This is a genomic window from Caballeronia sp. ATUFL_F1_KS4A, assembly GCF_023630905.1.
Lineage (GTDB): Bacteria > Pseudomonadota > Gammaproteobacteria > Burkholderiales > Burkholderiaceae > Caballeronia > Caballeronia zhejiangensis.
On record NZ_JALQEB010000037.1, the window covers coordinates 80,373 to 107,141 of the forward strand.

At 64.0% G+C, this 26,769-nt stretch carries 26 protein-coding genes; 17 read left to right on the forward strand and 9 right to left on the reverse strand.

What is annotated here, in order from left to right; translation table 11 throughout:
• The first annotated feature begins 47 nt into the window (after positions 1 to 47).
• From NCS03_RS23980 to NCS03_RS24025, 10 genes are all read left to right on the forward strand, one after another.
• Entirely contained in the window at positions 48 to 725 is a 678-nt protein-coding gene (locus tag NCS03_RS23980; protein WP_008347294.1) for a response regulator transcription factor, read from the forward strand.
• Positions 715 to 2,091 (forward strand): sensor histidine kinase, encoded by a 1,377-nt coding sequence (locus NCS03_RS23985; RefSeq protein ID WP_008347296.1) that lies wholly within the window; start codon positions 715 to 717, stop codon positions 2,089 to 2,091. The genes NCS03_RS23980 and NCS03_RS23985 overlap by 11 nt, the downstream gene beginning before the upstream one ends.
• A gap of 200 nt (positions 2,092 to 2,291) precedes the next feature.
• Positions 2,292 to 2,927 (forward strand): M12 family metallopeptidase, encoded by a 636-nt coding sequence (locus tag NCS03_RS23990; RefSeq protein ID WP_250529939.1) that lies wholly within the window; start codon positions 2,292 to 2,294, stop codon positions 2,925 to 2,927.
• A 129-nt stretch (positions 2,928 to 3,056) separates the two neighbouring features.
• Positions 3,057 to 4,367 (forward strand): MFS transporter, encoded by a 1,311-nt coding sequence (locus tag NCS03_RS23995; RefSeq protein ID WP_250529940.1) that lies wholly within the window; start codon positions 3,057 to 3,059, stop codon positions 4,365 to 4,367.
• 2 nt (positions 4,368 to 4,369) lie between these two features.
• Positions 4,370 to 5,449 carry a proline racemase family protein gene (locus NCS03_RS24000; protein ID WP_175982046.1) on the forward strand — a complete coding sequence of 360 codons (1,080 nt, stop codon included), beginning with the start codon at positions 4,370 to 4,372 and terminating at the stop codon, positions 5,447 to 5,449.
• A 4-nt stretch (positions 5,450 to 5,453) separates the two neighbouring features.
• The gene (locus NCS03_RS24005; RefSeq protein ID WP_250529941.1) at positions 5,454 to 6,680 is read left to right on the forward strand and encodes an NAD(P)/FAD-dependent oxidoreductase; all 1,227 of its coding nucleotides are present in this window, start codon (positions 5,454 to 5,456) and stop codon (positions 6,678 to 6,680) included.
• Positions 6,681 to 6,695: 15 nt separating this feature from the next.
• Positions 6,696 to 7,598, forward strand: a complete 903-nt coding sequence (locus NCS03_RS24010; protein WP_008347307.1) for a dihydrodipicolinate synthase family protein — start codon at positions 6,696 to 6,698, stop codon at positions 7,596 to 7,598.
• Positions 7,595 to 8,593 (forward strand): 4-hydroxyproline epimerase, encoded by a 999-nt coding sequence (locus NCS03_RS24015; protein ID WP_250529942.1) that lies wholly within the window; start codon positions 7,595 to 7,597, stop codon positions 8,591 to 8,593. Before NCS03_RS24010 ends, NCS03_RS24015 begins: the two co-directional genes overlap by 4 nt.
• 12 nt (positions 8,594 to 8,605) lie before the next feature.
• A complete protein-coding gene (locus NCS03_RS24020; RefSeq protein WP_250441158.1) occupies positions 8,606 to 9,841 on the forward strand; it encodes a metal-dependent hydrolase family protein in 1,236 nt (411 codons plus the stop codon).
• A 46-nt stretch (positions 9,842 to 9,887) separates the two neighbouring features.
• Entirely contained in the window at positions 9,888 to 10,589 is a 702-nt protein-coding gene (locus NCS03_RS24025) for a GntR family transcriptional regulator (protein ID WP_175982040.1), read from the forward strand.
• Here the strand turns inward: NCS03_RS24025 and NCS03_RS24030 are convergent.
• Together NCS03_RS24030 and NCS03_RS24035 are read right to left on the reverse strand one after the other, a co-directional pair.
• Positions 10,570 to 11,010, reverse strand: coding sequence for an aconitase X swivel domain-containing protein (locus NCS03_RS24030; protein ID WP_250529943.1), 441 nt, complete (start codon positions 11,008 to 11,010; stop codon positions 10,570 to 10,572). The genes NCS03_RS24025 and NCS03_RS24030 overlap by 20 nt on opposite strands.
• Complete coding sequence (locus tag NCS03_RS24035) at positions 10,997 to 12,250, reverse strand: aconitase X (protein WP_250529944.1); 1,254 nt, start codon at positions 12,248 to 12,250, stop codon at positions 10,997 to 10,999. The genes NCS03_RS24030 and NCS03_RS24035 overlap by 14 nt, the downstream gene beginning before the upstream one ends.
• Before the next feature lie 124 nt (positions 12,251 to 12,374).
• On the opposite strand from NCS03_RS24035, the gene NCS03_RS24040 reads away from it, so the two are divergent.
• On the forward strand, positions 12,375 to 13,535 hold the full coding sequence (locus NCS03_RS24040) for a CaiB/BaiF CoA transferase family protein (RefSeq protein WP_250529945.1): 1,161 nt from the start codon (positions 12,375 to 12,377) through the stop codon (positions 13,533 to 13,535).
• Positions 13,536 to 13,580: 45 nt separating this feature from the next.
• Here NCS03_RS24040 and NCS03_RS24045 read toward each other — a convergent pair whose 3' ends face one another.
• The 7 genes from NCS03_RS24045 to NCS03_RS24075 all read right to left on the reverse strand — a co-directional run bounded on the left by NCS03_RS24045 (position 13,581) and on the right by NCS03_RS24075 (position 20,877).
• Positions 13,581 to 14,564, reverse strand: a complete 984-nt coding sequence (locus NCS03_RS24045) for a glycosyltransferase family 2 protein (protein ID WP_250529946.1) — start codon at positions 14,562 to 14,564, stop codon at positions 13,581 to 13,583.
• Between the two features lie 334 nt (positions 14,565 to 14,898).
• Positions 14,899 to 15,720 (reverse strand): SDR family NAD(P)-dependent oxidoreductase, encoded by an 822-nt coding sequence (locus NCS03_RS24050; protein ID WP_250503492.1) that lies wholly within the window; start codon positions 15,718 to 15,720, stop codon positions 14,899 to 14,901.
• A 22-nt stretch (positions 15,721 to 15,742) separates the two neighbouring features.
• On the reverse strand, positions 15,743 to 16,159 hold the full coding sequence (locus NCS03_RS24055; protein ID WP_008347317.1) for a MaoC family dehydratase: 417 nt from the start codon (positions 16,157 to 16,159) through the stop codon (positions 15,743 to 15,745).
• Between the two features lie 14 nt (positions 16,160 to 16,173).
• Positions 16,174 to 16,611 carry a MaoC family dehydratase N-terminal domain-containing protein gene (locus NCS03_RS24060; protein WP_008347319.1) on the reverse strand — a complete coding sequence of 146 codons (438 nt, stop codon included), beginning with the start codon at positions 16,609 to 16,611 and terminating at the stop codon, positions 16,174 to 16,176.
• A complete protein-coding gene (locus NCS03_RS24065) occupies positions 16,611 to 17,798 on the reverse strand; it encodes a lipid-transfer protein (RefSeq protein ID WP_008347320.1) in 1,188 nt (395 codons plus the stop codon). The genes NCS03_RS24060 and NCS03_RS24065 overlap by 1 nt, the downstream gene beginning before the upstream one ends.
• A gap of 35 nt (positions 17,799 to 17,833) precedes the next feature.
• On the reverse strand, positions 17,834 to 18,973 hold the full coding sequence (locus NCS03_RS24070; RefSeq protein ID WP_008347322.1) for an acyl-CoA dehydrogenase family protein: 1,140 nt from the start codon (positions 18,971 to 18,973) through the stop codon (positions 17,834 to 17,836).
• Between the two features lie 20 nt (positions 18,974 to 18,993).
• Positions 18,994 to 20,877, reverse strand: coding sequence for a feruloyl-CoA synthase (locus NCS03_RS24075; RefSeq protein ID WP_250529947.1), 1,884 nt, complete (start codon positions 20,875 to 20,877; stop codon positions 18,994 to 18,996).
• Positions 20,878 to 21,104: 227 nt separating this feature from the next.
• Here NCS03_RS24075 and NCS03_RS24080 point away from each other — a divergent pair, with 227 nt between their 5' ends.
• The 6 genes from NCS03_RS24080 to NCS03_RS24105 are packed head-to-tail and all read left to right on the forward strand — an operon-like array spanning position 21,105 to position 26,758.
• Entirely contained in the window at positions 21,105 to 21,857 is a 753-nt protein-coding gene (locus NCS03_RS24080; RefSeq protein ID WP_250529948.1) for an SDR family NAD(P)-dependent oxidoreductase, read from the forward strand.
• A 42-nt stretch (positions 21,858 to 21,899) separates the two neighbouring features.
• The gene (locus tag NCS03_RS24085) at positions 21,900 to 23,048 is read left to right on the forward strand and encodes an acyl-CoA dehydrogenase family protein (protein WP_008347329.1); all 1,149 of its coding nucleotides are present in this window, start codon (positions 21,900 to 21,902) and stop codon (positions 23,046 to 23,048) included.
• A 7-nt stretch (positions 23,049 to 23,055) separates the two neighbouring features.
• A complete protein-coding gene (locus NCS03_RS24090; RefSeq protein ID WP_008347330.1) occupies positions 23,056 to 23,559 on the forward strand; it encodes a MaoC family dehydratase in 504 nt (167 codons plus the stop codon).
• A gap of 9 nt (positions 23,560 to 23,568) precedes the next feature.
• Entirely contained in the window at positions 23,569 to 24,357 is a 789-nt protein-coding gene (locus NCS03_RS24095) for a citryl-CoA lyase (protein WP_250529949.1), read from the forward strand.
• A gap of 59 nt (positions 24,358 to 24,416) precedes the next feature.
• Positions 24,417 to 25,610: an acyl-CoA dehydrogenase family protein gene (locus NCS03_RS24100; RefSeq protein ID WP_250529950.1), complete on the forward strand. Its 1,194-nt coding sequence runs from the start codon at positions 24,417 to 24,419 to the stop codon at positions 25,608 to 25,610.
• 8 nt (positions 25,611 to 25,618) lie between these two features.
• Positions 25,619 to 26,758, forward strand: a complete 1,140-nt coding sequence (locus NCS03_RS24105; protein ID WP_250529951.1) for an acyl-CoA dehydrogenase family protein — start codon at positions 25,619 to 25,621, stop codon at positions 26,756 to 26,758.
• Positions 26,759 to 26,769: the final 11 nt, after the last annotated feature.

Sequence of the window (26,769 nt, forward strand, 5' to 3'; positions counted from 1 at the left end):
TAACCCGATGCTTCATCGTTCGTCGAAGCCAATACAATCGCGCCACCATGAAACTGCTGTTGATCGAAGACAATCCGACGCTTTCGCTCTGGCTCGCGAAGATGCTGGAACAGGAGTCGTTCACGCTCGAAACCGTGCAGGATGGCGAATCCGCCGATCAGCTCCTGCGCGCAAATCTTTACGACGTCGTGTTGCTCGACCTGAACCTTCCGCGTCTTTCCGGCAAGAACGTGCTGCGCCGCATGCGTCAACGCGGCGACGCAACGCCGGTGATGATCCTCACGGCGAGCGGTTCCATCGACGAGAAGGTGGAGTTGCTCGGCGCGGGCGCGGACGATTACCTGGTGAAGCCTTTCGAAGTGCGAGAGCTCGTCGCGCGCGTGAAGGTGATGATCCGGCGGCGCAGTTCATCGACGGCGAACGAGGTGTCGTGCGGCGATCTCGTGTTCGATATCGACACGCGCCAGTTCACGCTCAAAGGCGCGCCGCTCAACGTGACGCCGCGCGAACGCAGCGTGCTCGAAGCGCTGATCCTGCGTCTCGGCAAGACGGTGTCGAAGGCGTCGCTGCTCGATACGATCTTCACGCACGAAGACAGCCCGAGCGAAGACGCGCTCGAAATCTACGTCTCGCGGCTGCGCAAGAAGCTCGATGGCAGTTCGGCGGCGATCGTCACGCTGCGTGGTCTCGGCTATCTGCTGCGCAAAAAGGACGATGACCAATAGCCTGCGCGTCCGTCTTCTATGGTGGCTGCTCGTGCCGCTCGCGATCTACGTGTTCGTGACAGGCAAAGCCGCCTACGACAACGCGCGCCACACCGCCGATCTCGTGCAGGAGAACACGCTGCTTGCATCGGCGCGGATGATCGCGGGCGAGGTCGAATGGTCGGACGGACGCTTGCTCGTCGATATTCCGCCGGCCGCGCTCGAAGTGTTCGCGTCGCCGCAGGGCGATCAGGTGTTCTACAACGTGAGCGTCGACGATGGCCGTCTGCTCGCCGGCGTGCCCGATTTCCCGACGCGCGACGCCGCCGGCCACGACGCGCCCGATTACTACGACGCCGATCTCCACGGCAAACCGATACGCGCCGTCGGCTTCGTACGCCAGATGTACGACAACGGCGCGATTCGCCGCGTGCTCGTTTCGGTCGGCAAGACGCAGGCTTCGCGCGATGCGATGGTGCGCGAGCTATGGCGTCCGCAGCTCGTGCGGCAGATCGAGATGGTGTTGCTGGCCGTGGCGCTCGCCTGCATCGGACTGACGTTCGAGCTGCGGCCGCTTCTGAAGGTGAAGAAAGAAGTGATGGACCGCGATCCGATGCAGCTCGAGCCGCTGCGCGTGGAGCGCTTGCATACGGAGTTGCGGCCGATCGTCGATGCGATCAATCAGTGCATCGCGCGGCTCGGGCTTCAGGTCGCGGCGCAGCGGCGTTTCATCGCGGATGCGGCGCATCAGTTGCGCACGCCGCTCACGCTGCTGGAGACGCAATTGCAGTTCGCGCGGCAGCATCGCGCGATGGAGCCGTCGCTGAATGAAACGCTCGCGGCGATGCAGCGAAGCAATCGTTCGATGGTCGGTCTCACCAACAAGCTGTTGCTGCTCGCGCAGGCCGAAGCCGCGGACTACGCGCAACTCGCGCGGCAGAAGGTGGATCTTGCCGCCATCGCGCAGGACGTGATCGAGGATCTGGCGATGTTCGCGCAGAAGCGCGAGATCGATCTCGGCGCGGAGCTGGTTGAATCGGCGTGGATCATCGGCCATGAAGGATTGTTGTCGGCGCTCGTGTACAACGTCGTCGAGAATGCGATTCGCTATACGCAGCCGGGCGGGCACGTGACCGTTGCCGTCATGCGCGATGCGCAACGCGTGACGCTCACCGTCATCGACGATGGCCCCGGTATTCCCGCCGAAGCGCGCAGTCGCGTGTTCGAGCCGTTTTATCGCGCATCGGCGGATACGGAAGGAACCGGCCTCGGCCTCGCGATTGCGAAGGAGATCGTGCAGGCGCATCGCGGGCAGATCGTGCTGGCGCAGCGCGAGCATCCGGATCGTGGGGTGGTCGTGACGGTGCGCTTCACGCATCTTTCGTAAATGCTATGGAATGACCAAACGAATTTCACCGCTGCTTTGAAAATATACTTCTCGTTTGCAGCGAAACTATCGCAGCGGAGAAGAACATGAGACGGATCGGCGCGTGCCTATTCGCATTATTGTTAGCAATGCTGCTTGGCGCATGCGGCGGAGGCGACGGCGTATCCGATGCCGTGAATGCATCCGCGAAAGATGCCCAGATGAATGGGACGAACAAGGGTTTCGCATTATCGACGGTCATCTGGAAGCAGTTTCCGATCAACGTGTGCTGGGATCTGAGCAACGCCGATTTCGCCATGTACGCCAATCAACGCAGTTGGAGTCAGCTCGCGGTTCAGCAAAGCTGGGAGGCGCATTCGGGCGTCGTATTCGCGGGATGGCAGCAATGCACCAACGCGCCGAACTATTACGGCATTCGGATATCGGTCGAGGATAGCGCCAAGACGGGACCGCATACGCAAGGTCTGGGAACGCAGATCAACAATGTCGCCGGCGGCATGGTCTTCAACTTCACGTTCAGAAACTGGAGTACGAGTTGCATCGGACGCGAGGAGTATTGTGTTCGCGCCATCGCCGCGCACGAGTTCGGTCATGCGCTGGGATTCGCGCATGAGCAGAATCGGCCGGACACGCCATCGACGACATGCAAGGAACCCGCGCAAGGCACTTACGGCGACACGATGATCGGCGCGTGGGATCTGGCGTCGATCATGAATTACTGCAATCCGCAATGGAACGGTAACGGACAGTTGAGCGCGACGGATATCGCGATGGCGCAGATGTTTTATGGGGCACCGGCCGTCACGCAGACCGTCGTGGCGCAGACGGCGCGCTGAAAGCCGACGGGTCGCCAGAAAATCCGGCGGTTTGCGGGCTTCGATTTTGGATCCAAAATCCTTGATTCAATTTTGACATGGGCGCACAATCACCCCCACGCCGCACCCAACGCTGCCGACGGAGCCCCCATGACCGACCGAGCCAATGCCGTTGCGAACCCCTATGCCGCGAGCGACAGCCCGCGGGTCTCATCGAAAACCAGCCGTGCAGTCACCGCCGCCGTCGTCGGCAATATCCTCGAATGGTTCGATTTCGGCACGTACGCGTTCCTCGCGACCGTCATCGCCAAAGTGATGTTCCCCACCGGCGACGACTTCGCCGCCATGCTCGGTACATTCGGCGCATTCGGCCTGGGCTTCGCGGCGCGTCCGCTCGGCGCGATCATCTTCGGCTGGCTCGGCGACAAGAAAGGCCGCAAGTGGACGCTCACCTTCGTCATGCCGCTCATGGCCGCCGCGACGCTCTTCATGGCGCTGCTGCCGTCGTATGCGGCCATCGGCATATGGGCGCCGATCCTGCTCGTCGCGGCGCGCATGCTGCAAGGCATTTCCGTCGGCGGCGAGCTGGGCAACGCGGTCGCGTTTCTCGTCGAATGGGCGCCGCCGAACAAGCGCGGCTTCTACGGCAGCTTCCAGCAATGCAGCACCCTCGGCGGCATGCTGCTCGGCTCGGGCGCGGCCGCGCTCATGACGACGCTGCTCTCGCCTCAAGCGATGCTCGATTGGGGCTGGCGCGTGCCGTTCATCATCGGTGCGATCGTGATCGGGCCGATCGGCTGGATCATCAGAAAGCGCAGCGAGGAGACGCCCGCGTATCAAAGCGCAAGCGACGAAGCGCCGAAGGCCAAAGGCCGCGCGCCCGCGCTGCTCGGTCTGCAGGCGTGCGGGCTCGTGATCGTGTGGACGGTCTCGCTCTACGTGCTGCTCAACTATCTGCCGTCGTTCACGACGAAATACGTCGGCATGCATCCGTCGACGGCGCTGTGGCTCAACACGGCGGGCCTCATCGCGATGACCGCGTCGATTCCGTTCTGGGGCGCGGCGTCGGATCGCTTCGGCCGCAAGCCGATCTATGCGATCGGCTGCATCGCGTTTCTCGTGCTGCCGTATCCGATCTTTCACTTGATGCTCACGTACAAGTCGGCGGCGATCGTCGGCGCGGTGCAGGTGCTGGGCGGCGTCGTCATCGGCATATTTTCGGGTGTGGGGCCGGCCGTGCTCTCCGAACTTTTCCCGACGAAAATCCGCACGACGTGGATGTCGATCGGCTACGGCATCGCCAACGCGGTGTTCGGCGGTTTCGCGCCGATGATCTCCATCGCGCTCATCAAGGCAACCGGCTCGCCGCTTTCGCCCGCGTATTTCGTGATGCTCGCGGCGTTGCTTTCGACGATCACGGTCGCCACCATCAAGGAGACGGCGCACGCGCCGCTGCAATAAACATGCGCTGGAATCGCACGCTCACCGTAGTGAACTGCCACGCCGAAGGCGAAGTCGGCAATGTCGTGACCGGCGGCGTCTTCGACGTGCCCGGCGCCACGATGTTCGACAAGATGATGCACCTCGAAGAAGTGCGCGACGACTTGCGGCGCATCTGCATCTTCGAGCCGCGCGGCTCGGCGAATCAGACCGTCAACTTCATCTTGCCCGCGACCGATCCGCGCGCGCAGATGGGCTACGTGATCGCGGAATCGACCGAATATCCGGCGATGTCCGGCTCGAACACGATGTGCGTCGCGACCGTGCTGCTCGAAACCGGCATCTTGCCGATGACCGAGCCCGTCACCGAACTCGTGCTCGAAGCGCCCGCGGGCCTCATCCATCTGCGCTGCTCGTGCGCGAACGGCAAGGTCACGAAGGTCGAGTTCACGAACCAGCCCGCGTTCGCGAATCATCTCGACAAGACGATCGAGGTCGAAGGCATCGGCAGTTTGACCGTCGATGTCGGCTATGGCGGCATGACGTATGTGATCGTCGATGCGGAGAAACTCGGCTTTCGCATCACGCCCGATGAAGCGCGCGAACTGTGCGAGCTGGGGCAAGTCATCAAGGCCGCGGCGGCGGCGCAGTTGCCTTCGCCGCATCCGCTCAATCCGCTCATCAAGGGCATCACGATGACCGAGTTCGTCGGCCCGATTTCGCGCGAGAACGGCGTGCTGAAATCGCGCAACACGGTGATCGTGTCGCCGGGACGCTGCGATCGTTCGCCGTGCGGCACGGGCACGTCCGCGCGGCTCGCGGTCATGCACGCGAAAGGGCTGATCGATGTCGGCGAGACGTTTCTGCACGAGTCGATCATCGGATCGGTGTTCGAAAGCCGCATCGAGTCCACGACGCGTCTGGGCGATGTTCCCGCCGTCGTGCCCGTCGTCGCGGGACAGGCGTGGATCACGGCGATCTCGCAGGTCGGCGTCGATCCGACCGATCGCTTCCAGACCGGCTTCACGCTCGCCGACACATGGTGCGAAGCCGTCGACGACAAGCTCATCAAATCGCGCGTGAGTTCGCAACGTGGCGAGTGAAGACATGACGGACGTCATCGTGATCGGCGCGGGCATCGTAGGACTCGCGTGCGCGTGGGCCGCGCTGCGCGAGGGCGCGCGCGTGACGCTCGTCGATCGCGATTTCGAAGGCGATCGCGCATCGCACGGCAATGCGGGCGGCATCGCGGTGACGGAGAGCACGCCGATCGCCGTGCACGGCATGTTCACGAAGGCCGCGAAATGGCTGATGGACCCGCTCGGGCCGCTCGCGCTCGACTGGAAGCATGTGCCGAAGGCGCTGCCGTGGTTCATGGCGTTTCGCCGCGCGAGCGAGCCGGCGCGCTTTCGGGCGATCTCGCATGCGCTTTCGCTGCTCAACAACCGCGTCTACGACGACATCCTGCCGATGTTCGACGATATCGGCGCAAGCGCGATGCTGTATCGGCGGGGCGCGCTCACGGTCTATGAAACCGATGAAGCCTTCGCCGCCGATCAGCCCGAATGGTCCTTCAAGCGCGAACTCGGCGCGCGCTGGCACGCGTTGAGCGCGCAGCAAGTGCGCGAATGCGAGCCGTCGCTCGCGCCGGTCTTCAGGCATGGCGTGTTCCTCGACGACTGGTCGCATATCGGCGATCCGCGCCGCATCGTCACGCTATTGCGCGAGCGCGTGCGCGCGCTCGGCGCGCGCTTCGTGACGGGCATCGCGCGCGCCATCGACGCGCCGGAATCCGTCGTGCTAGACGACGGCACGCGCGTCAACGGACGACGCATCGTGATCGCGGCGGGCGCATGGTCGGCGGCGCTCGCGAGGTCGATCGGCGATAGCGTGTTGCTCGAAAGCGAACGCGGCTACAACGCGACGCTGCCAAAGCACGGCGTCGCACTGACGCGCGAAGTGATCTTCGCGGAGCGCAAGTTCGTGGCGACGCCGCTCGATATTGGCTTGCGCATCGGCGGCGCGGCGGAGTTCGCGGGCATCGACGCGCCGCCGAACTATCGTCGCAGCGACGCGTTGCTCGAACTGGGCAAGCGCTTCATCGAAGGCATCGACGATACGGACGCCGTGAAATGGATGGGCCATCGCCCCGCGACGCCCGACTCGCTGCCGGTGATCGGCGCATCGCCGCGCATGCCATCGGTCGTCCATGCATTCGGGCACGGTCATCTCGGCCTCACGCAATCGGCGACGACCGCCGCGCTCGTCGCCGATGTACTCGCGGGACGCACGCCGCGCGTGCCGCTCACGCCTTACTCGATCGCACGTTTCTAAATTGGAGGAGCAAACATGCAAGTGAACTGGAAAGGCGTATTCCCCGCCGTGACGACGAAGCTCAAGCAGGACGGCTCGCTCGATCGTGACGCTATCGTGAACGGCCTGAACCGTCTGATCGACAACGGCGTCGGCGGCGTCGTGATGATGGGCATGGTCGGCGAGAACGCGCAGCTCACGCCCGAGGAAAAGCGCACGGTGCTGAAGATCGCGGTCGAAACCGTGAACGGGCGCGTGCCTGTGATCTCGGGACTGGCGGAACTGAACACGGCCAACGCGATGCAGTTCGCGAAAGACGCGGAAGCCATCGGCGTGCAAGGGCTGATGGTGTTTCCGGGCCTCACGTATCGATCGGACGATCGCGAGACCGTCGAATACTATCGGTCGATTGCGCGCTCGACGAAGCTCGGGCTCATGATCTACAACAATCCGCGCGGCTATGGCGTCGACATGCGGCCGGACTTGCTCGCGCAACTCGCGGATGAACCCAACGTCGTCGCGATCAAGGAAGAGACCTACGACACGACGCGCGTCACCGATCTCTACGCGCGCTTCGGCGACCGCTTCGTCGTGTTCTGCGGCGTCGACGATCTGATCGTGGAATCCGTCGCGCTCGGCGTGAAGGGCTGGGTTTCCGGCATGGCCAACGCGATGCCGAAGGAATCCGTCGATCTGCTGAATTACGCGGTCAACGGCGAATACGACAAGGCGCGCGCGCTCTATCGCGCGTTGATCGACTTGTTCCATCTCGACACGCACGTCAAGCTCGTGCAGTACATCAAGCTCGCGGAGAACATCACGGCGGGTTATCCGGAGTACGTGAAAGCGCCGCGCCTCTTGCTCGAAGGCGCGGAACGGCAGCGGACCATCGAGATCGTCGAGAAGGCGATCGCCAACGTGCGGGCGCTCGCGCAATGAAATCGACGTTCTTCTGCATCGACGGACACACATGCGGCAATCCGGTGCGCGTCGTCGCGGGCGGCGCGCCGCCGCTCGAAGGCGCGAACATGATCGAACGGCGCGCGCACTTCCTGCGCGAGTTCGACTGGATACGCACCGCGCTCATGTTCGAGCCGCGCGGCCACGAAGTGATGTCCGGCAGCATTCTCTATCCGCCGACGCGCGCCGACTGCGATCTCGCGATTCTCTTCATCGAAGTGAGCGGATGCCTGCCGATGTGCGGGCACGGCACCATCGGCACGGTGACGACGGCCATCGAAAACGGACTCGTGCGGCCGCGCGAGCCGGGCGTGCTGCGGCTCGACACGCCCGCCGGTCTCGTGATCGCGCGTTACAGGATGAACGGCGAGCATGTCGATTCGGTGCAGCTCGTCAACGTGCCTTCGTTTCTGCATTCGCAAGACTTGTCCGTCGACGTCGAGGGCCTGGGCGAGATTCGTTTCGATGTCGCGTATGGCGGCAACTTCTACGCGATCGTCGAGCCGCAGCGCGACTACGAAGGGCTGCACGCGCTGAAGCCATCGGACATTCAGCGTCTGAGTCCGATCCTGCGTCAGAAGGCGAACGAAAAGTACGCGTTCGTGCATCCGGAAAGCGATGCGATACGCGGCCTCAGTCACGTCATGTGGACGGGCGAGCCGACGGTGGAAGGCGCGAGCGCGCGCAACGCGGTGTTCTACGGCGACAAAGCCATCGACCGCTCGCCGTGCGGCACGGGCACGTCGGCGCGCATGGCGCAGCGTGTCGCGAAAGGGCAGTTGAAGATCGGCGAGCGCTTCGTGCATGAAAGCATCATCGGCACCTTGTTCGAAGGCGTGCCGATGGAAGCGGCGCGCGTCGGCGAATACGATGCGATCGTGCCGGCCATCGAAGGATGGGCGCGCGTGACGGGCCACAACACGATTTTCGTCGATGACCGCGATCCGCTCGCGCACGGATTCCTGCTTAAATAACGGAGAAAACGCATGCTGATTCTGAAGAACGCCCGCGTGCTCGACGCCGACCACGAACGCGACGACGGCCGCTATTCCATCGTCATCGACGGCGATGCGATCCGCGAAGTCACGCGCGAACCGGTCGAGGCGAGCGGCGCGCAAGTGATCGATGTCGGCGGCAAGACGGTGATGCCCGGCATGATCGATTGCCATGTGCATGTCATTGCATCGGTCGCGCATCTCGGCAACAACAGCCGTCTGCCGAACACGTTCGCCGTGCTGCGCGCCGTGCCGATCCTCGCGGGCATGCTCGATCGCGGCTTCACGACCGTGCGCGATGCGGGCGGCGCGGACTATGCGCTGTCGCGCGCGATCGAAGACGGCGTGATCGCGGGGCCGCGCTTGTTCGTCGCGGGCAAGGCGCTTTCGCAGACGGGCGGCCACGGCGATTTTCGCGAGCGCTTCGACAACGCCGATCCGGACCCGTGCGGCTGCAATCGCAACATGGGCGCGATCGGGCGCGTGGTCGACGGCGTCGACGAAATGCGCAAGGCCGTGCGCGAGGAGATGCGCGCGGGTGCGAATCACATCAAGATCATGGCGTCGGGCGGCGTGGCTTCGCCGACCGATCCCATCGGCAATCTGCAATTCTCCGTCGACGAAGTGAAGGCCGCCGTCGAAGAAGCGGAATCGCATCAGACGTATGTGATGGCGCATGCGTACACCGCGAAGGCGATTGCGCGTGTCGTGAAGCTCGGCGTGCGCACGATCGAGCACGGCAATCTGATCGATGAAGATGCCGCGCGCGTGATGGCCGAACACGGCGCCTACGCGGTGCCGACGCTCGTCACCTATGACGCGATGTCAAAGGTCGGCGCGCAAATGGGCCTCGCGCAAGACACGCTCGACAAGAATGAATCGGTGCGCAAGCGCGGTCTCGAAGCGCTCGCGATGCTGCACGAACGCGGCGTGAAGATCGGCCTCGGGAGCGATCTGCTCGGCGACATGCATCAGTATCAGAGCGATGAGTTGTCGATACGCGCGAATATCGTCGGCGCCTTCGAGGCGATTCGTCAGGCGACGGCCATCGGCGCGGAGATCGTCAACATGAAGGGCAAGCTCGGCGTCGTCGCGGCGGGCGCGTACGCGGATTTGCTCGTCGTCGATGGCGATCCGCTGAAGGATATTCGCGTGCTGACAGGGCAGGGCGAGCGCATCGCGGGCGTGATGAAAAACGGTGCGTGGGTACGCGAGAAGTTGCTGTGAACACGCGTGTTACGATGCCGCACCTTCACGCCTAAGCCGATAAAACATGTCTCCGGTCGCCGCCAAATCCCTTCGAAAAGAGAGCGACTCCACGCACAGGATCGTGCGCACGACGACGGTCGAACTCGTCACGACCGCGATCCGGCAACGCATTCTGTCGGGCGATCTCGCGCCGGGCGAAGTGCTGCGCCAGGAAGCGCTCGCCGATGAACTCGGCGTGAGCCGCGTGCCGATCCGCGAAGCGATCACGCGGCTTACCGGAGAAGGGTTGCTGACGAAGGTGCCGCACAAGGGCGCGTATGTCGCGGAGCTGTCGATCGAAGAAGTGCAGGAGACGTTCGAAATCCGCATTCGGCTGGAGCCGTGGCTCTTTTCGCAGGCGATCCCGCATATCACCGATGCCGAGATCGCGAAAGCCGAGAAGCTCGTCGCCGAAATGGATACCGCCGATTCGGGCGTCTGGGGCCAGTTGAACTGGCGTCTGCACGAGACGCTTTATCTGCCGGCGCGGCGCGACATCACATTGCAGATGCTGCGCGTGCTGCACGATCGCAGCGACCGCTATTTCCGCTTTCAGGTGGTGCAGGTGCCGATCCGCGAGCAGTCGCACGAAGAGCACATGAACCTGATAGACGCATGCAAGAAGCGCGATGCGAAGCTCGGCGCGAAGCTGCTGGAACAGCACGTCAAGACGGCGGCGCAGCAGATCATCTCGGTCGTGGAGACGATCATGTCGCGTCAGGGTTGAGGACGAGCCGCACGCTCGCCGCATCGCGCGTATCGATTTCGATGTGAGCATCGCCGGCGGCGGCGATGTGCGCGAACGCGGTTTCATCGACCATCACGACGGGCACGTTCGACGCATAGAGTTCGTTCGCGACGATCGCGCCGATCGACAGAATCAGATCGCGCTCCGCGAGCACGATGCCCGCGGGCCCGGTGCCGTTGCGCAACGCTTCGGCGAGCACGCTGCTGCTCGAACTCGATCCGCGCGCACGCGGCATCACGAGAATGCGCGACGCGAGACTTTGGCCGTGACCGGGATGCGTCGCATCGACGATCAGGCCGCGCTCAGCGTCGTAACCGCCCCAGAAGCTGAGCGGCGGCAACGCGATTCCCGACGCGCGCGCGTGGCCCGGAACGAGCGTGACGGCCTCAAACGTGTTCATCGATGCACACCTTTCCTTCGAACGCCGATCGCACGCATTCGCTCATGCTGCCGAACGCGACCGTCACGCCGATATTCGCCGGCGCGTAATGCGCCCATTTGCCCGAGTTGGTCATCACGAGGCCGCTCACCTGCTTCATCACCGGCGTGATGTACGTGCAGGTATCGACGACGATCTGCACGCCGCGTGCCGCGAGCTTCTGCGCAATGCCTTCTTCCTCGAGTTGCCACAGCACGAAGCGGCTCGTGTTCACGTAGATATCGCAGCGCGGCGCGCCGTCGTGACGCCCCATGAGCGCGGCAAGCGTGCGAAATTCATCGACGGAAAAGTGCGGCGTGCCGAGGCTCACCGCGGCGAGCGCATCGCCGGGTTTCGCGTGCGACCAACGCGCGCGCACGTCGTGAAGATCGGCTGCGCTGACGGCAATCGTGCGTTCGGGCGCGCGGCCCTGAAGCGCGGCATCGAGCGTGGCGGCTTCCGGCGTGATGCCGACCGCATGGAACAGCGCCACCGATCCGCTCGATGCCGCCGCCGCGCCTAGCGCTTTGAGTTCGTCTTCGGTGGTGTCGCCGGGCAGGCCGGTGATCGCGGCGACCGTCGCGCCGGCAATGCCGCCGAGCAGAAAGCCGAGCGCGGCGAAATCGGCATCGCGATGCGGCGACGCGCGCAGATCGGGCGCGGCGATCACGATGCGCGCCGCGCGATTCGCCGTCACATGCAGGCCCGCGTCCGGCACGCGCGCGGTGATGGCGGCGGCGAGATCGAGGAAATCGCCGTAACGGCTCGTGCGCGCGCCGAGCACGGAGTTCGCGAAAACGATCGCATTCGATTCGGCCCACGCGATCTGATCGCCCAGCTTCGGACGATGCTTCAATTGATACGGCGCGCAGGTGAAGCTGGCTTCGCATCCGAGCTCGAGATGCGCCTGCATGAGCCGCTTGCCCGCGCTCGCGATACCGGCGTCGCCGTGAAAGAGTTCCGGGTGAATGAGATCGAGCGAGCCGACATTGAGCGTGGTCGGCACGGCGACCTTCGCGCCGCTCGCGACGAAGCGCTCGACGAAATCGAGACTCGCCGCGCCGTGATACAGACAGCCGTCGATATGCGCGCCCGAGATATCGATGAGCGCATCGGCATCCATGACGCGCGCCGTCGCCGCGACGATACGCATCGCGAGCGCGAGGCCATCGCCGAAATCGCCGTTGAGCATGGCGGTGTCGAGTGGGGAAAGTGTGAGCATCGGATTCGCTGACGCAGCGCGGAGGAATGTCAGCGCAGTCTACCCGAAGCGGGTGGCGCGGCGCGTTCGCGCGTCTGGCCTACTGGCAAGATTGCAAAACTTCTAAATGCGGAGGCGGGGAGTCATGGGCGTATTGAGCGGGATAAAGGTTCTGGAATTCGAGGCGATCGGTCCTGCGCCGTTCGGCTGCATGTTGCTCGCCGATATGGGCGCGGACGTGCTGCGTATCGATCGGGCCGTCGCGCCCGGCGATCTCGGTCCGAAGGTCAGCGGCAAGCACAAGAATCTGACAGGGCGCGGCCGGCGCTCGGGCACGCTCGATCTGAAAAAGCGCGAATCGGCCGATGCCGCGCTCGAACTGATGTCGAAGGCGGATGTCGTCATCGAAGGATTCCGTCCGGGCACGATGGAGCGTCTCGGCCTCGGCCCAGACGCCGCGCTCGCGCGCAATTCGAAGCTCGTCTACGGACGCATGACCGGTTGGGGACAGACGGGGCCGCTCGCGCAAAGCGCCGGGCACGATCTGAACTACGTCGCGTTGTCGGGCGTGCTGTCGGGAATCGGCCGCGCGGGCGAAGCGCCGGTGCCGCCGCTCAACCTCGTCGGCGATTATGGCGGCGGCGGCATGCTGCTCGCGCTCGGCGTCGTGGCGGCGCTTCTCAACGTGCAGCGCGGCGGCGCGGGTCAGGTCGTCGATGCCGCGATGATCGAAGGCGCCGCGCAACTCGGCACGACCGTCTGGGGCTTGATCGCATCGGGCAACTGGCGCGAGACGCGCGAAAGCAATCTGCTCGATGGCGGCACGCCGTGGTACGACAGCTATCGCACCCGCGACGGGCATTACATGTCGGTCGGTGCAGTGGAGGCGCGCTTCTATGCGGAACTGCTGCAGAAGCTCGGGCTCGCCGATGTGGGTTTGCCAGCGCAGCACGATCGCGCCGGATGGCCCGTGCTGAAGGCGCGGTTCACGGCGGCTTTTGCCGAGCGCACGCGCGACGAATGGTGCCGCGTGTTCGATGGCAGCGATGCGTGCGTCGCGCCCGTGCTCGGCTTCTCGGAAGCGCCGGCGCACGCGCATCATCGGGCGCGCGGAAGCTTCGTCGAGTTCGATGGCGTCGTACAGCCCGCGCCCGCGCCGCGCTTTTCCGCGACGCCATCCGCGATCTCGCGCCCCGCGCCGCAACGCGGCGAAGGCGGGCGCGATGCACTTCGGGATTGGGGGTTGAACGACGCGGAACTGACGCGTTTGCGCGCGAGCGGATTGGGATTCAACGCGGAAGACTGACCGGCGGGACGAGCGGCCGCATGGGGCGCGGCCGCTGTGGCAGGATTACCTTTGTCCGAATCGCCGGACGAAGCAATAGAAAATCCACGGATGAATCTTCAGCATCGCCATGACGATCGACAGCTTCGGCCGACTGTCCGAATACATGCCGAGCAAATGCGCCATGCGCAACTTTTCTGACACGCTGCGTAGAATCGGCTTCGCGGAACCGTAAGTCGGCGCCTTCATCGCCGCCTGAAACGCAATTGTGCGATACGCATAGATGTACTTCAACCGGAACAGCAGACGCCGGTAATTCGGTATAGGCATCGACGCCGTGAGTCTCTCCACGCGATCGACAATCGCAAAGAGATCCACGATCCTCGGATTGAAGCGCGTCGAAATTCCCGCTTCCCGATACATATACGCGTACAAGGTATCGGGCATCAGCCGCACGATTTTCGACTTCCCGAGCGTCTGGACCGAGACGACGATATCCTCGTAAATCAGTCCGGTCGGATGTTCCACGGCGAGAAAAATCGAACGGCGCACGAGTTTGTTGCAGCAATACGCCTGCAAGGACAAATCGAGGATTTTCTCGACCGCCTGCACGCCGCTGATAACGGCGTCGCCCGTCTCGATGCGGTAATTGACCTTGCCATCCGGCGTCAGATTTTCGGCGGCGAAGACCACGACGTCTGCATTGTGCTTGTCGGCTTCCTGGATGACACGGCGAATGGTGTCGTGATGAATGTGATCGTCACTGTCGACGCACAAAACGTATTCGCCACGCGCCGCCATTGCGGCGATTTTGCGGGTTTCGGCCAGTCCTTTGTTCTTGAGATTCTTGATGAGTTTCCACGATATTCTGTTTTGCTTTTCCAGAATGCGTGAAGTCATTTCGCCGGATCGATCAGGACTGCTGTCGTCGACGGCAATAATCTCAAAGTCGGTGGAGGTTTGTGACAATAGCGAGTCGAGGCATTCTTCAACGTACGGCTCGACTTTGTACACGGGCAGCAGGACACTGATTTTTGGCGGTGCTTGCATGTATTGTCAGTCCCAGCTTCGAGACCTTTTTCAGTAGAACGGCTTAGGGATTCTACTTGGTGCATCGCATGCACGCATCAGGGTCATTGACTATTGCCAAACCGGTGCATGGTTCAATTCAGCAGATTTTCCCTGTTATATCTTGTTTCAACAAGAACTTAATACTTCAGTTCTCCTGCTATTCACGAATTAATGACCGGGCTGACGCGAAGGCGGTCAATTATGGACTTCGAAAACTTATCGCGTTCCCATGGCGATAAAAAGCAAAAAGGCACGTTCGGCTCTATCCGAACGTGCCAAAGAGAAGCAGCCACTCCAGGGAAAATCGATCGCTCTACTGCAAGTTGCCCGCAACCGCCACCGTCTGGCCGGTAATGTAATTCGACTCGGGCGAGCAGAACAGATAAACGCCGCCCGCGGCTTCTTCCGGCGTGCCGCCACGACCGAGCGGATTGCGCTGTGCGTGCGTCTTCAGCATGTCGGCGTTGAGGCCGACACGGATGTCGCGCCCGTCGATCTTCACGGTCTGCGCCTGCTCCGTGCTCACGGTCATGCGCGTATGGATGAGCCCGAAAGCCACGGCGTTGACGTTCACGTTGAAGCGGCCCCATTCGCGCGCCAGCGCGCGCGTCATCCCGATCACGCCCGCTTTCGCCGACGAGTAGTTCATCTGACCGGCGTTACCGTTCAGCGCGGACGTCGACGAAATGTTCACGATCTTGCGGTAATTGTCGCGTCCGGCTTCCTTGTCGGCGGCGTGCAGCGCCTTGATGTGCGGATACGCGGCGCGCAGGATGCGAAACGGCGCGGTCAGATGGCAATCGAGCACCGCGTACCATTGCTCGTCGGTCATCTTCTGCACGACGTCGTCCCAGGTGAAACCGGCGTTATTCACGATGATGTCGATGCCCTTGAACGAATTTATCGCCGTGCCGATGAACCGGTCCGCAAAATCCGGCGCGGACACGTTACCGACACACGCCACCGCTTCCGTGCCTTGCTTGCGCAGCAGTTCCACGGTTTCCTGCGCGGGTTCGGCATCGAGATCGTTGATGACGAGGCGCGCGCCTTCGCTCGCGAGCTTCATCGCGATCGCCTGACCGATGCCGCGTCCCGAGCCGGTTACCAATGCCACTTTGCCTTCGAGCTTTCCCATGATGTCTTCCTGATGATTGAAGTCAGAGCGCGATCACCGCGTCGCCGAGCACGCGCGGTTCGCCATATTGATTGACGGTCTGGATCTCGAGCCGCACGCGGCGTTCGCCGTCGGCTTCGAATTTTTCGGTGACCTTGCCCGTGCACGTCACGACATGCCCGAGCTGCGTGATGCCGACAAAGCGCACGCCGAACGCACGAAGCTGCCGTTGCTCCACCCACGACGTCAACAGCCGGCCGAGCCAGGCCATCGACAACATGCCGTGCGCGAACACGTCCGGCACGCGGGCGCGCCGCGCATAGTCGGTGTCGATGTGAATGGCGTTGTGATCGCCCGATGCGCCCGCGAACAGCGCGAGCATCGTGCGGTCGACGGGCGGAAGGGTGAGCGGCGGCAAGCTGTCGCCGATCTGGATCGAATCGAAATTGATGGTGCTCATTCGCATTTCCCCGCTTATCGCTGAACGACGACGCTGCGCAGATCGGCAACGTGCTCGCCGCGCTGGTTCGTGACACGCGTCTCGCGCACGATGAACCACAGCGCGCCGTTCTTCTTGTCGTAGATATCGGCGATGCGGCTCTCGAAGCGCAGCACGTCGCCCGCATACGCCATGCGGTGATACGTGAACGACTGCTCGCCGTGGAGGATGCGCGACGAGACGATGCCGATCGCCTCGCGCCACGCCGTCGACGGCTGCTCGAATTCGAGCGAGAACAGGAACGTCGGCGGCAGCGGCAGCGCCGGATAACCGGCGTCGTGAGCGGCGGCTTCGTCGAAGTAGACCGGATTGGTTTCGCCGATCGCCTTCGCGAAGAAGCGCAGACGCCACGCGTCCGCCGTCGCGGAATAGACCGGCAACTTCATGCCGATGTGTTGTTTGTCGATCGCCATTACGCAGTCTTCTTGTAGATGGTGACGACGCCCGCGCCGCCCAGCCCGAGGTTGTGCTGCAATGCGATCTTCGCGTCCTTGACCTGACGGTCGCCGGCCGTGCCGCGCAACTGATGCGTCAGCTCGTAGCATTGCGCGAGACCCGTCGCGCCGAGCGGATGCCCCTTGGAAAGCAGGCCGCCCGACGGATTCGTCACCCATTTGCCGCCGTAGGTGTTGTCGCCATCCATGACGAGGCGCTCGCCTTCGCCTTCCTTGCACAGGCCGAGTCCTTCGTAGGTCAGCAGTTCGTTCTGCGCGAAGCAGTCGTGCAGTTCGATCACGTCGATGTCTTCGGGACCGACGCCCGCCTGCTCGTATGCCTGCTGCGCCGCGTTGCGCGTGATGTCGAAGCCGACGACGCGGATCATGTCGCGCGCTTCGTACGTGCTCGGCAGATCGGTGGCGAGCGACTGGCCGGCGATCAGCACGTCGGTGCGCAGGCCGTGCTTGCGCGCGAAGGCCTCGGACACGACGATCGCCGCCGCGCCGCCGCATGTCGGCGGGCAGGCCATCAGGCGCGTGAGCACGCCTTCCCAGAGCATCGGCGCGTTCATCACGTCTTCGGTCGTCACGACGTTGCGGAACACCGCGAGCGGATTGCGTGCCGCGTGCTCGCTCGCCTTCGCGCGAATGCGGGCGAACGTTTCGAGCTTCGTGCCGTACTTGCGCATGTGCGCCTGGCCCGCGCCCGCGAACTGGCGAATCGCCGTGGGCACTTCGGTGTTGTCGACGAGTTCGTTCGTCAGGCTGATCGCACGCTCGAGCGCCGCCGCGCGATCCGGCCATTTCGGCAGCAGCGGTCCCGGCTGCATGAATTCGAAGCCGAAGGCGAGCGCGCAATCGACCGCGCCGCTTTCCACGGCCTGGCGCGCAAGCCAGAGCGCCGACGAACCCGTCGCGCAGTTGTTGTTGACGTTGATGACCGGAATGCCCGTCATGCCGACGCGATAAAGCGCTTTCTGGCCGCACGTCGAATCGCCGTACACATAGCCCGCGTAAGCCTGCTGGATGGCCTTGAAGTCGAGGCCGGCGTCGGCGAGCGCATCGCGGATCGCGATTTCGCCCATCACGTCGTACGTCTCGCTTGCACCCGGCTTCTTGAACGGAATCATTCCCACGCCCGCGACATACACCTTGCGACTCATGTGCTTCTCCTTCAGTGATTGAGGATTCGATGGATTCAGAGCTTGCGCGAGATGAGGTCTCGCATGACTTCACTGGTGCCGCCGAAAATGCGCGAGACACGGGCGTCGACGAATGCGCGCGCCACCGGATACTCCAGCATGTAGCCGTAGCCGCCGTGCAGTTGCACCATCTCGTCGAGCGCCTTGCCGAGCGCTTCGGTCGAATAGAGCTTGGCGATCGCGGATTCCTCGAGCGTCAGCCGGCGGCGCGTGTGCTCGCCGATGTAGTGATCGATCATCAGACGCACCGCGATCGCCTGCGCCTTGACGTCCGCGAGCTTGAACTTGGTGTTCTGAAAGTCCCACACGGTCTGTCCGAACGCGCGACGGTCCTTCACGTAATCGATCGTGTGCTGCAGGCAGGTTTCGAGACGCGCCGCCGCGCTCACCGCGATCGAGAGCCGTTCCTGCGGCAATTCCGCCATCAGATAGGCGAAGCCCTTGCCTTCGTCGCCGAGCCGGTTCGCGACGGGCACGCGCACGTCGTCGAAGAAGAGTTCGGCGGTGTCCTGCGCGTGCAATCCGACCTTGTCGAGCTTGCGGCCGCGGCGAAAGCCTTCGCGCGTCGCTTCGACGACGATCAGGCTCACGCCCTTCGCGCCCGCGGCCGGATCGGTCGTGCAGACGACCACGATCAGATCGCAGTTCAGACCGTTCGTGATGAAGGTCTTGCTGCCGTTGATGACGTACTCGTTGCCTTCGCGCCGCGCGGTGGTTCGCACGGCTTTGAGATCGCTGCCGACGCCGGGCTCGGTCATCGCGATCGCGAGAATCTGCTCGCCCGCGCAAATCGCGGGAAGCCATTTCTGCTTCTGCTCTTCATTGCCGATGCGCGCGATATACGGTGCGACGATGTCCGAGTGCACGCCAAAGCCCGGTCCGCTCACGCCCGTGTGCGCCATCTCTTCGACGAGCACGGCGACGTGCCCGAAGTCGCCGCCGCCGCCGCCGTACTCCGACGGAATCGACGTGCACAGCAGCCCTTGCTTGCCGGCCTTGAGCCATGTTTCACGATCCACGCAACCGGCCTTGTCCCATTGCGCCTGGCGCGGAACGCATTCGCGCTCGAAGAATCTGCGCGCAGTAGTCCGAAGCATTTCGTGATCGTCTCTGAAGACGGTTCGATTGATGTGCATTGCAAGCTCCTCTTGTTTTGTTATCGGCGCGCGCGGACGATGTGCTGGCCCGGTTCGGTCCCGTACAGCTCGTCGATCAGATGCGCCCGGCGCGCGCGCGTGGTCGCCTGATTGACGTATCCTTTGTCGGCGATTTCGTTGGCATCGAGCGATGGCGGGTCGGCCATCAGCATGAGCCGTTCGATGACGAGCGTCGCGCCGGCGGGCTTTTGCCGCACGAGCCGTTCGCGCAAAGCTTCGATGACGAGCGGATGCGCGATGAGCGACTTCGCATCCAGCGACGCGAGCTCGGGCGCGAGGCGCTGGCATGCCGCGACGTTCGGCCAGGCGAGCGCCGCGAGATAGTCGCGGTCGTGACCGCAGATCACGGCGTCGGAAACGAGCGGCGCGCAGCAGTCGACGAGCGCGAGCCGCAACGCGCCGACGCGCACCCAGCTGCCGTTCGCGAGCTTGAAGTCTTCGACGGTGCGGCCCGCGAACTCCATGCCCCTCGCCGGATCGGCGGGATCGGCGAGGCGCACGGCATCGCCGAAACGGAAGAAGCCTTCTTCGTCGAAAGCGGCGGCAGTCAAATCCGGCTGGCCGATGTAGCCGCCGAACACGTTCGGGCCGCGCATGCGGATTTCATAGCGTCCGTCGCCGCCCGGAAGCGGCAGCAGCTTGACTTCGGTGCCGAGCGACGGCGTGCCGATATTGCCCGGTGTGTCGGTCGCCCAGCCGCAGTACGTGCCCATTCCCGACGTTTCCGTGGCCGCGAGTCCCGAGCAGAACGTCATGCGCTCGCCGATGGTCTTCTCCGCGACGGCCTGAATGCGGTTCCACACTTCGACCGGCATGCTCGCGCCGCCATATCCGAAGAAGCTGGCTTTGCCGAAGAGATTCTGTGCGAGCAGCGGATCGCGTTCGAGTTCGTTCGACAGCGCGGCCCAGGCGGACGGCACGCTCGTATAGATGGTCGGCGCGACGTCGCGAAGATTGCGCAGCGTGCGCTCGATCATGCCGGGAAGCGGCCGGCCATCGTCGATGTAATGCGTCGCGCCGAACTGGATTGCGCGCCCGAGATGCAGCACGCCGCCCAGGCCGTGATGCCACGGCAGCCAGTCGAGGAACACGGGCTGCGATTCGCGCAGCCACGCGAGATTGTCCGAATAGTAGGCCGCCACCGCGCCGAGATTGCGGTACGTGAGGCGCACGCCCTTCGGTGCGCCGGTCGAGCCGGAGGTGAAGAGCACGCGCGCGGTGTCGTCGTTTTGGATGGCCGCATGCGCTTGCTCGACCGTTTGCAGCCGCGCGTCCGATAGCGGAAGAGCGGTCAACGCGTCCCATGCGATGTGTCCTGCCAGCGCCTGTTTCACTGCGATGACAGGCGCGCCGTTCAGCGGCAGCGCCGCGAGCGCCCGCGCGAACGGACCGGTTTCCTGCACGAACACCGCGCCGGGCGGCACGCGTTCGCAAATCGCCTTGAGTCGCGCGAAGTCCTTGCTGAGCAGCGCATAAGTGGGCGAAATGGGCGCGCTCGGAATGCCCGCGTATTCGGCGGCGAGCAGCACGACAGCCTGTTCGATCGAGTTGCCGGACAGCAGCATCAGCGGACGTTCCGCGCCGAGGCCCATTTCGAGCAGCGCGGCGCCGACCGTGCGGACTTGCCGCCACAGTTCTCTCCAGCTCAACGCGCGCCACGCGCCGTCTTCGCCGCGCTCGCAGAAGGCGGGCGTGTCGCCGCGTTCGGCGGCCCAGAGCGGAATGAAATCGGCGAAGGAACGCTGCGCGATGTCCGGCAACGGACGGTCGCAGCGAAGAATCAGCGTGCCGTCGGCGCGGAGCTCGACGAGCGTGCGGCGTTGCGGAAACCGCACGGGACGATATCGCGGCTTCGTCGCGTCGCTTGCTTCTAACGTACTCATTACGCCTGTCTCCTGAGCATGTTTGGCTTCTTTCCGATCGGGCTTGGGTGCCTGATTCGAGCGCTCTGCACTTTTCAGAAGCATACGGCTTGCGCGCAAGGCGGCGACCACCCGAGGTGGGTGGCGGCTCCTGTGGCGCCGCAGCGTATCTTCATTCCACGATGCGGCACAACGCGAAGTCGCTGAAAACGCGCATCGGTGAAGCCATCGAATCAAAGGGAGACGTCATGGATCTGGGTATCGCCGGGAAGGTCGCGCTCGTCACGGGCAGCGGACGCGGCATTGGAGCGGAAGTCGCGCGCATGCTGGCGGCGGAAGGCGCGCGCATCGTCGTGTCCGATATCGACGCCGCCGCCGCAGACGAAGTTGCAAGCGGTCTGCAAAAGAGCGGCGCGCAGGCGATCGCGGTGCGCTGCGACGTATGCAGCGAGGACGAAGTGCGGCACGTCGCGAACGCGGCGGACGAAGCCTTCGGCGGCGTCGACATCCTCGTGAACAACGCGGGCTTCAACAAGGACCGCTATCTGACGAAGATGACCGAGCCCGAATGGGACTCCGTCGTCGACGTGATCCTGAAAGGCGCGTTTCACAGCAGCCGCGCGGTGTTGCCCGGCATGATGGCGCGCAAGTGGGGGCGCATCGTGAACATCTCTTCGCGCTCCGTGTTCGGCAATCCGGGGCAAACCAACTACAGCGCCGCCAAACTCGGCCTGATCGGTTTCACGCGCGCGCTCGCGCTCGAACAGGCGAAGTTCGGCATCACCGTGAACGCGGTCGCGCCGGGCTTCGTCGAGACCGAACTGATGCGCGCCAATCCCACGTACGAAACGCTGCGCGACTCGGCGATCGCGAAAACGCCGGTCGGCTTTCTCGGCATGCCCAGCGACATCGCGTCGGCGGTTGCGTTCATCGCGTCGGAGCGCGCGCGCTACATCTCCGGCGTCACGCTGTACGTCACGGGCGGGCGCTTCTCGTCCTGAACGCGCATTCATTTACCCATCATTCGAAGACGCAGGTGGCACATGGATTTTGATTTCGACGCGGATCAGGTCGCGCTGCGCGACAGCATCCGCCGTTATATGCGCAATGAAGTCGTGGCGCGCATCGACGAATGCGAGAAGGCGCGGCGCATTCCGCTCGACCTGCTCGCGGGCGTGAGCCAGTTCGGCTATATCGGCGGCCTGCTGCCGGAAGAAGACGGCGGCATGGGCCTCGATTTCGTCACCTGGGCGATGATGCTCGAAGAATGCGGCTATTTCTGGGGCTCGCTGCGCACCATCGTCAATATCACGAACGTGTTCTGCCGCCTCGTTTCGCATCAGGGCAACGACGAGCAGAAGGCGCGCTTTCTCGCGCCCGTGCTTGCGTCGCAAAAGGGCGCGTGCGTCGCGTTCAGCGAGCCGAATCACGGCTCGAATCCGGCGGGCATCGAAACGCGCGCCGAAGATCGCGGCGATCACTACGTGCTCAACGGCACGAAGCTGTGGATCACGAACGGCGTCGCGGCCGATTACGTCATCGTGCTCGCGCGCACGCACAGCAAGACGTGCGACGGCGGCCACTCGCTCTTTCTGGTCGACAAGTCGCAGACGCCCGTCGAGGCGCGGCTCGTCGACAAGATGGTGCTGAAGGCGTCGGGCACGTCCGAGCTTTTTCTCAACGATCTGCGCATTCCGAAGGAAAACCTGCTCGGCGCGGAAGGCGGCGCCCTAAAGGTGATGGCGATCGGACTGAACTACGGCCGCATGAATATTGCGATGGGCGCGGTCGGCGCGGCGCAGGCGGCGCTCGATCTGTCCGTCGAATACGCGAAGACGCGCAAGCAGTTCGGCAAGCCGATCGGCCAGTTCCAGCTCGTGCAGAAGCATATCGTCGACATGATGGTGCGCACCGAAGCTGCGCGCGCGCTCGGCTACAAGGCGGCCGTCGCGTTGCAGAAGGGTTTGCCCGCGCGCATCGAATGCTCGATCGCGAAGCTCTATGCCGCCGAAGCGGCGCATGAAGTGGCGAAGATCGCGATCGGCGTGCACGGCGGCATCGGCTATTCGACGGAGTATCCGCTGGAGCGCATATTCCGCGACACGAGCGGCGGCACCATTCCCGAAGGCACCGCCGAAGTGCAGACGCTGATCGTCGGGCGCGAAGTGCTCGGCATGTCGGCCATCGTGTGAGGCGCGCATGAACCAGGAAAACATGCTCGCGCCGCGCGACCTCCACACCGCGCGCTACTACTGGGAAGACCTGGAGCCGGGCTTCTCGTTCGAAACGGCGAGCCGCACCGTGACCGAAGCGGACGTCGTGAGCTTCGCCGCGCTTTCCGCCGATTACAACCGCGTGCACGTCGATGCTGAATACGCCGCGAGCACGCCGTGGGGCGCGCGCATCGCGCACGGCATGCTCGTCGCGTCGATCGTGTCGGGATTGAACACGCGCACGGTGGTCAATCAACTGCTCGAGCCGTCGCTGATCGGCATGCTGGAGACGCGCATCCGCTTTCCGAAGCCGACGCTCATCGGCGACACGATCAAGGCGCGCATCGAAATCAGCGACAGGCGCGAGACGTCGAACCCGGCGCGCGGCATCGTCGATTTCAGGCGTGTGGCGGTCAATCAGCGCGGCGAGACCGTCTGCGAATGCGACGTACGCATGATGGTCCTGCGCCGCGCGCAGAACGATTCATAAGGAGACAGCATGGTCAGCACCGAAATCGGCTACACGACGATCGACAGGATCACCGTGCGCGGCAAGGATCTGTCGAAGGACATTCTGGGCAAACTCGACTTCGTCGAAACGATGATGTTGACGATCCTGAACCGCGTGCCCGACGAGCGCGAAAAGCGCATGGTCAATCTCATTCTCGTGACGGCGTGCGATCACGGCCTGACGCCTTCCGCGATGAGCGCGCGTCTCACGTATCTCGGCGCGCCCGAGGCGATGCAGGCGGCGGTCGCGGCTGGGCTCCTCGGCGCGGGCAGCGTCTTTCTCGGCACGACGCAGAACGCGTCGGAGATGCTTATCAAGGCCGGTCGCGAATTGCGCGACGACGCGAGCGAGGACGACATCACCGCGTGCGCGCGCGAGACCGTGCGGCGCGCGAAGGAAGCGAAGCAGCCGATCTACGGCGTCGGGCATCCGATCCACATCCACGGCGATCCGCGCGTCGCGACGCTCGCGCAGGCATCGCGCGACAACGGCTATTTCGGCAAGCACTGGCGGCTCGTGTTCGCGATCGAGCGCGTGCTGCGCGACGAGCACGGCAAGAACCTGCCGCTCAACGCCGTGGGCGCGATCGGTGCGATCGTCGCGGACATGTCGCTCGATCCGCTGCTCGCGCGCGGCTTCATGCTCGTCGGGCGCGCGGCGGGGCTCATCGCGCATCTGTACGAGGAGCGTCAGAACCCGGTTGCGCAGCAAATCTGGGATCTTGTGTTGACGCAGGACGAGCGCAACGAAATTCCGGCGCGCTCACGCACGCGCTGAGCCGCCAGCCGACGCTAACTCAGGCGCTCCGCGAAGGGGCGCCTCCAGAAGGAAGTGCCATGAACCTCAGCTATTCAAGCGCGGATCTCGCGTTCCGCGACCAGGTACGCCGCTTTCTCGCGGAGAACCTGCCCGTGGATCTGCGAGAGAAAGTGCTCAATCATCGTCACCTCGATGCCGACGACTTCGTGCGCTGGCAGCGCATTCTGTATCAGCATGGCTGGGGCGCGCCCGGCTGGCCGGCCGAGTTCGGCGGCACGGGCTGGAGTGCGTTGCAGCGGCTGCTGTTCGACATCGAATGCGGCATCGCGGGTGCGCCGCGTCAGCTTCCATTCGGCCTCAACATGATCGGCCCGGTGCTGATGAAGTTCGCGGGCAAGGCGCAGCAGGCGCGCTTCCTGCCGCGCATTCCGACCGCCGAGGACTGGTGGTGTCAAGGCTATTCCGAACCGGGCGCGGGTTCGGATCTCGCCTCGCTGAAAACACGGGCGGTGCGCGACGGAGGCCATTACATCGTCAACGGGCAAAAGACCTGGACGACCTACGCGCAGCACGCCGACTGGATGTTCTGTCTCGTGCGAACCGATCCCGAAGCGAAGCCGCAAAGCGGCATCTCGCTGCTGCTGATCGACATGAAAAGCCCCGGCATCACCGTGCGTCCGATCCGCACGCTCGAAGGCCTCACCGATGTCAACGAAGTCTTCATCGACGAAGTGAAGGTGCCCGTCGAAAACCTCGTCGGCGAGGAGAACTGCGGCTGGACCTACGCGAAATACCTGCTCGGCCACGAGCGCACGGGTATCGCGGGCATCGGCAATTGCAGACGCGAGCTGAATTACGTGAAGGCGCTGGCGCAGCGCGAGCGCCGCCACGGCAAGCCGCTCGCGGACGACTTGCGCGTGCGCGAGAAGATCGCGTGCATCGAGGCCGAAGTGCTGGCGCTCGAAATGCTGCTGATGCGCGTCGCGTCGCAGGCGAGTCAGCGCGGCGCGGGCGTGGAATCGTCGATCCTCAAGATTCGCGGGTCCGAACTGCAGCAGTCGTTGTCGGCGCTGCAACTCGATATCGCCGGGCCGAATGCGGTGCCGTTCTCGCCCGACTGGCTCGCCGACGGCTTCGACGGATGGACGCCCGATCCCGGTCATGGCGCGAGCATCGGCAGCTTCTATCTGGAGATGCGCAAGCCGACCATCTACGGCGGCACGAACGAGGTGCAGAAGGAAATCATTGCGAAAGCGGTCATCGAGGGATGAGATCGGACATGGACTTTTCATACAGCGAAGAACAGCGCCAGCTCGCGGACAGCCTGAGGCGCTTCACGGAAGAGCGCTATCCGCTGGAGGCGCGCCGCAAGGCGAACGGTTTCAGCCGCGACGCGTGGCGAACCTACGCGGAATTCGGCGTGCTGGGGCTCGTGATCGGCTCCGAGCACGGCGGTTTCGATGGCCAAGCCACGGACACATTCGCCATTCAGTTCGAAGCGGGCCGCGCGTGCTTGCCAGAGCCGCTCATTCCGTGCGCGGTCATGGCGGCCGGGCTGATTCAGCGATACGCCACCGAAGCGCAACGCGAAGCGTGGCTGCCGCCGATCGCCGAAGGCCGCGAGATCGTGACGCTCGCGTATCAGGAGCCGTGTGCCCGCTACGACTTCGCGCGTCCGTCGACGGTAGCCGAAGTGCGTGACGACGGCTTCCTGCTCGACGGCGAGAAAGTTCACGTATGGCATGGCGCCGTCGCGCAATCGCTGATCGTATCGGCGTGGAACGCGTCGGCGCAGGCAATGTCGCTGTTCGTCGTGCCGTCGTCGGCTGCCGGCGTGACGATTCGCGCCTATCCGACGCTCGACGGCACGCACGATGCGCAAGTCACGCTGAAGGCGGTGCGCGTGCCGAAAAGCGCGCTCATCGGCGATACCGCGCGCGGCGAAGCGATGCTCGAAAGCGCACTCGAACTCGGCATCGCGGCGCAATGCGCGGCAAGCGCGGGCGCGCTGGAACGCCTCGTCGAGATGACGGCCGAATATCTGAGCACGCGCAAGCAGTTCGGCCAGCCGCTCGCGCGCTTTCAGGCGTTGCGCCATCGCGTCGCGGACATGGCCGTGCAAAAGGAACTGGCGTTGTCGATGGCGCATCTGGCGGCATCGGCCATCGATCATCCGAGCGTCATCGAGCGGCGTCGCATGATTTCGTCGGCGAAGCTGATCGTGAGCCGCGCGGCGCGTTTCGTCGGCGAGCAGGCCGTGCAGTTGCACGGCGGCATGGGCGTTACGGCGGAACTGGCTGTCGGCGATTACTTCAAGTCGCTGATGGTGGCGTCGCTACGTCTGGGCGATGCCGAATTTCACGCCGACGTGCTGGCGAATCTGCCGATCGAGCCGGAGGCACGCGCGCGCGCCGCGTGAGACGCGCGCGT

Bases quoted from the DNA above. Each gene is read 5' to 3' on its own strand.
- NCS03_RS23980 (WP_008347294.1), top strand. From the start codon at position 48: ATGAAACTGCTGTTGATCGAAGACAATCCGACGCTTTCGCTCTGGCTC.
- NCS03_RS23985 (WP_008347296.1), top strand. From the start codon at position 715: ATGACCAATAGCCTGCGCGTCCGTCTTCTATGGTGGCTGCTCGTGCCG.
- NCS03_RS23990 (WP_250529939.1), top strand. From the start codon at position 2,292: ATGAATGGGACGAACAAGGGTTTCGCATTATCGACGGTCATCTGGAAG.
- NCS03_RS23995 (WP_250529940.1), top strand. From the start codon at position 3,057: ATGACCGACCGAGCCAATGCCGTTGCGAACCCCTATGCCGCGAGCGAC.
- NCS03_RS24000 (WP_175982046.1), top strand. From the start codon at position 4,370: ATGCGCTGGAATCGCACGCTCACCGTAGTGAACTGCCACGCCGAAGGC.
- NCS03_RS24005 (WP_250529941.1), top strand. From the start codon at position 5,454: ATGACGGACGTCATCGTGATCGGCGCGGGCATCGTAGGACTCGCGTGC.
- NCS03_RS24010 (WP_008347307.1), top strand. From the start codon at position 6,696: ATGCAAGTGAACTGGAAAGGCGTATTCCCCGCCGTGACGACGAAGCTC.
- NCS03_RS24015 (WP_250529942.1), top strand. From the start codon at position 7,595: ATGAAATCGACGTTCTTCTGCATCGACGGACACACATGCGGCAATCCG.
- NCS03_RS24020 (WP_250441158.1), top strand. From the start codon at position 8,606: ATGCTGATTCTGAAGAACGCCCGCGTGCTCGACGCCGACCACGAACGC.
- NCS03_RS24025 (WP_175982040.1), top strand. From the start codon at position 9,888: ATGTCTCCGGTCGCCGCCAAATCCCTTCGAAAAGAGAGCGACTCCACG.
- NCS03_RS24030 (WP_250529943.1), bottom strand. From the start codon at position 11,010: ATGAACACGTTTGAGGCCGTCACGCTCGTTCCGGGCCACGCGCGCGCG.
- NCS03_RS24035 (WP_250529944.1), bottom strand. From the start codon at position 12,250: ATGCTCACACTTTCCCCACTCGACACCGCCATGCTCAACGGCGATTTC.
- NCS03_RS24040 (WP_250529945.1), top strand. From the start codon at position 12,375: ATGGGCGTATTGAGCGGGATAAAGGTTCTGGAATTCGAGGCGATCGGT.
- NCS03_RS24045 (WP_250529946.1), bottom strand. From the start codon at position 14,564: ATGCAAGCACCGCCAAAAATCAGTGTCCTGCTGCCCGTGTACAAAGTC.
- NCS03_RS24050 (WP_250503492.1), bottom strand. From the start codon at position 15,720: ATGGGAAAGCTCGAAGGCAAAGTGGCATTGGTAACCGGCTCGGGACGC.
- NCS03_RS24055 (WP_008347317.1), bottom strand. From the start codon at position 16,159: ATGAGCACCATCAATTTCGATTCGATCCAGATCGGCGACAGCTTGCCG.
- NCS03_RS24060 (WP_008347319.1), bottom strand. From the start codon at position 16,611: ATGGCGATCGACAAACAACACATCGGCATGAAGTTGCCGGTCTATTCC.
- NCS03_RS24065 (WP_008347320.1), bottom strand. From the start codon at position 17,798: ATGAGTCGCAAGGTGTATGTCGCGGGCGTGGGAATGATTCCGTTCAAG.
- NCS03_RS24070 (WP_008347322.1), bottom strand. From the start codon at position 18,973: ATGCACATCAATCGAACCGTCTTCAGAGACGATCACGAAATGCTTCGG.
- NCS03_RS24075 (WP_250529947.1), bottom strand. From the start codon at position 20,877: ATGAGTACGTTAGAAGCAAGCGACGCGACGAAGCCGCGATATCGTCCC.
- NCS03_RS24080 (WP_250529948.1), top strand. From the start codon at position 21,105: ATGGATCTGGGTATCGCCGGGAAGGTCGCGCTCGTCACGGGCAGCGGA.
- NCS03_RS24085 (WP_008347329.1), top strand. From the start codon at position 21,900: ATGGATTTTGATTTCGACGCGGATCAGGTCGCGCTGCGCGACAGCATC.
- NCS03_RS24090 (WP_008347330.1), top strand. From the start codon at position 23,056: ATGAACCAGGAAAACATGCTCGCGCCGCGCGACCTCCACACCGCGCGC.
- NCS03_RS24095 (WP_250529949.1), top strand. From the start codon at position 23,569: ATGGTCAGCACCGAAATCGGCTACACGACGATCGACAGGATCACCGTG.
- NCS03_RS24100 (WP_250529950.1), top strand. From the start codon at position 24,417: ATGAACCTCAGCTATTCAAGCGCGGATCTCGCGTTCCGCGACCAGGTA.
- NCS03_RS24105 (WP_250529951.1), top strand. From the start codon at position 25,619: ATGGACTTTTCATACAGCGAAGAACAGCGCCAGCTCGCGGACAGCCTG.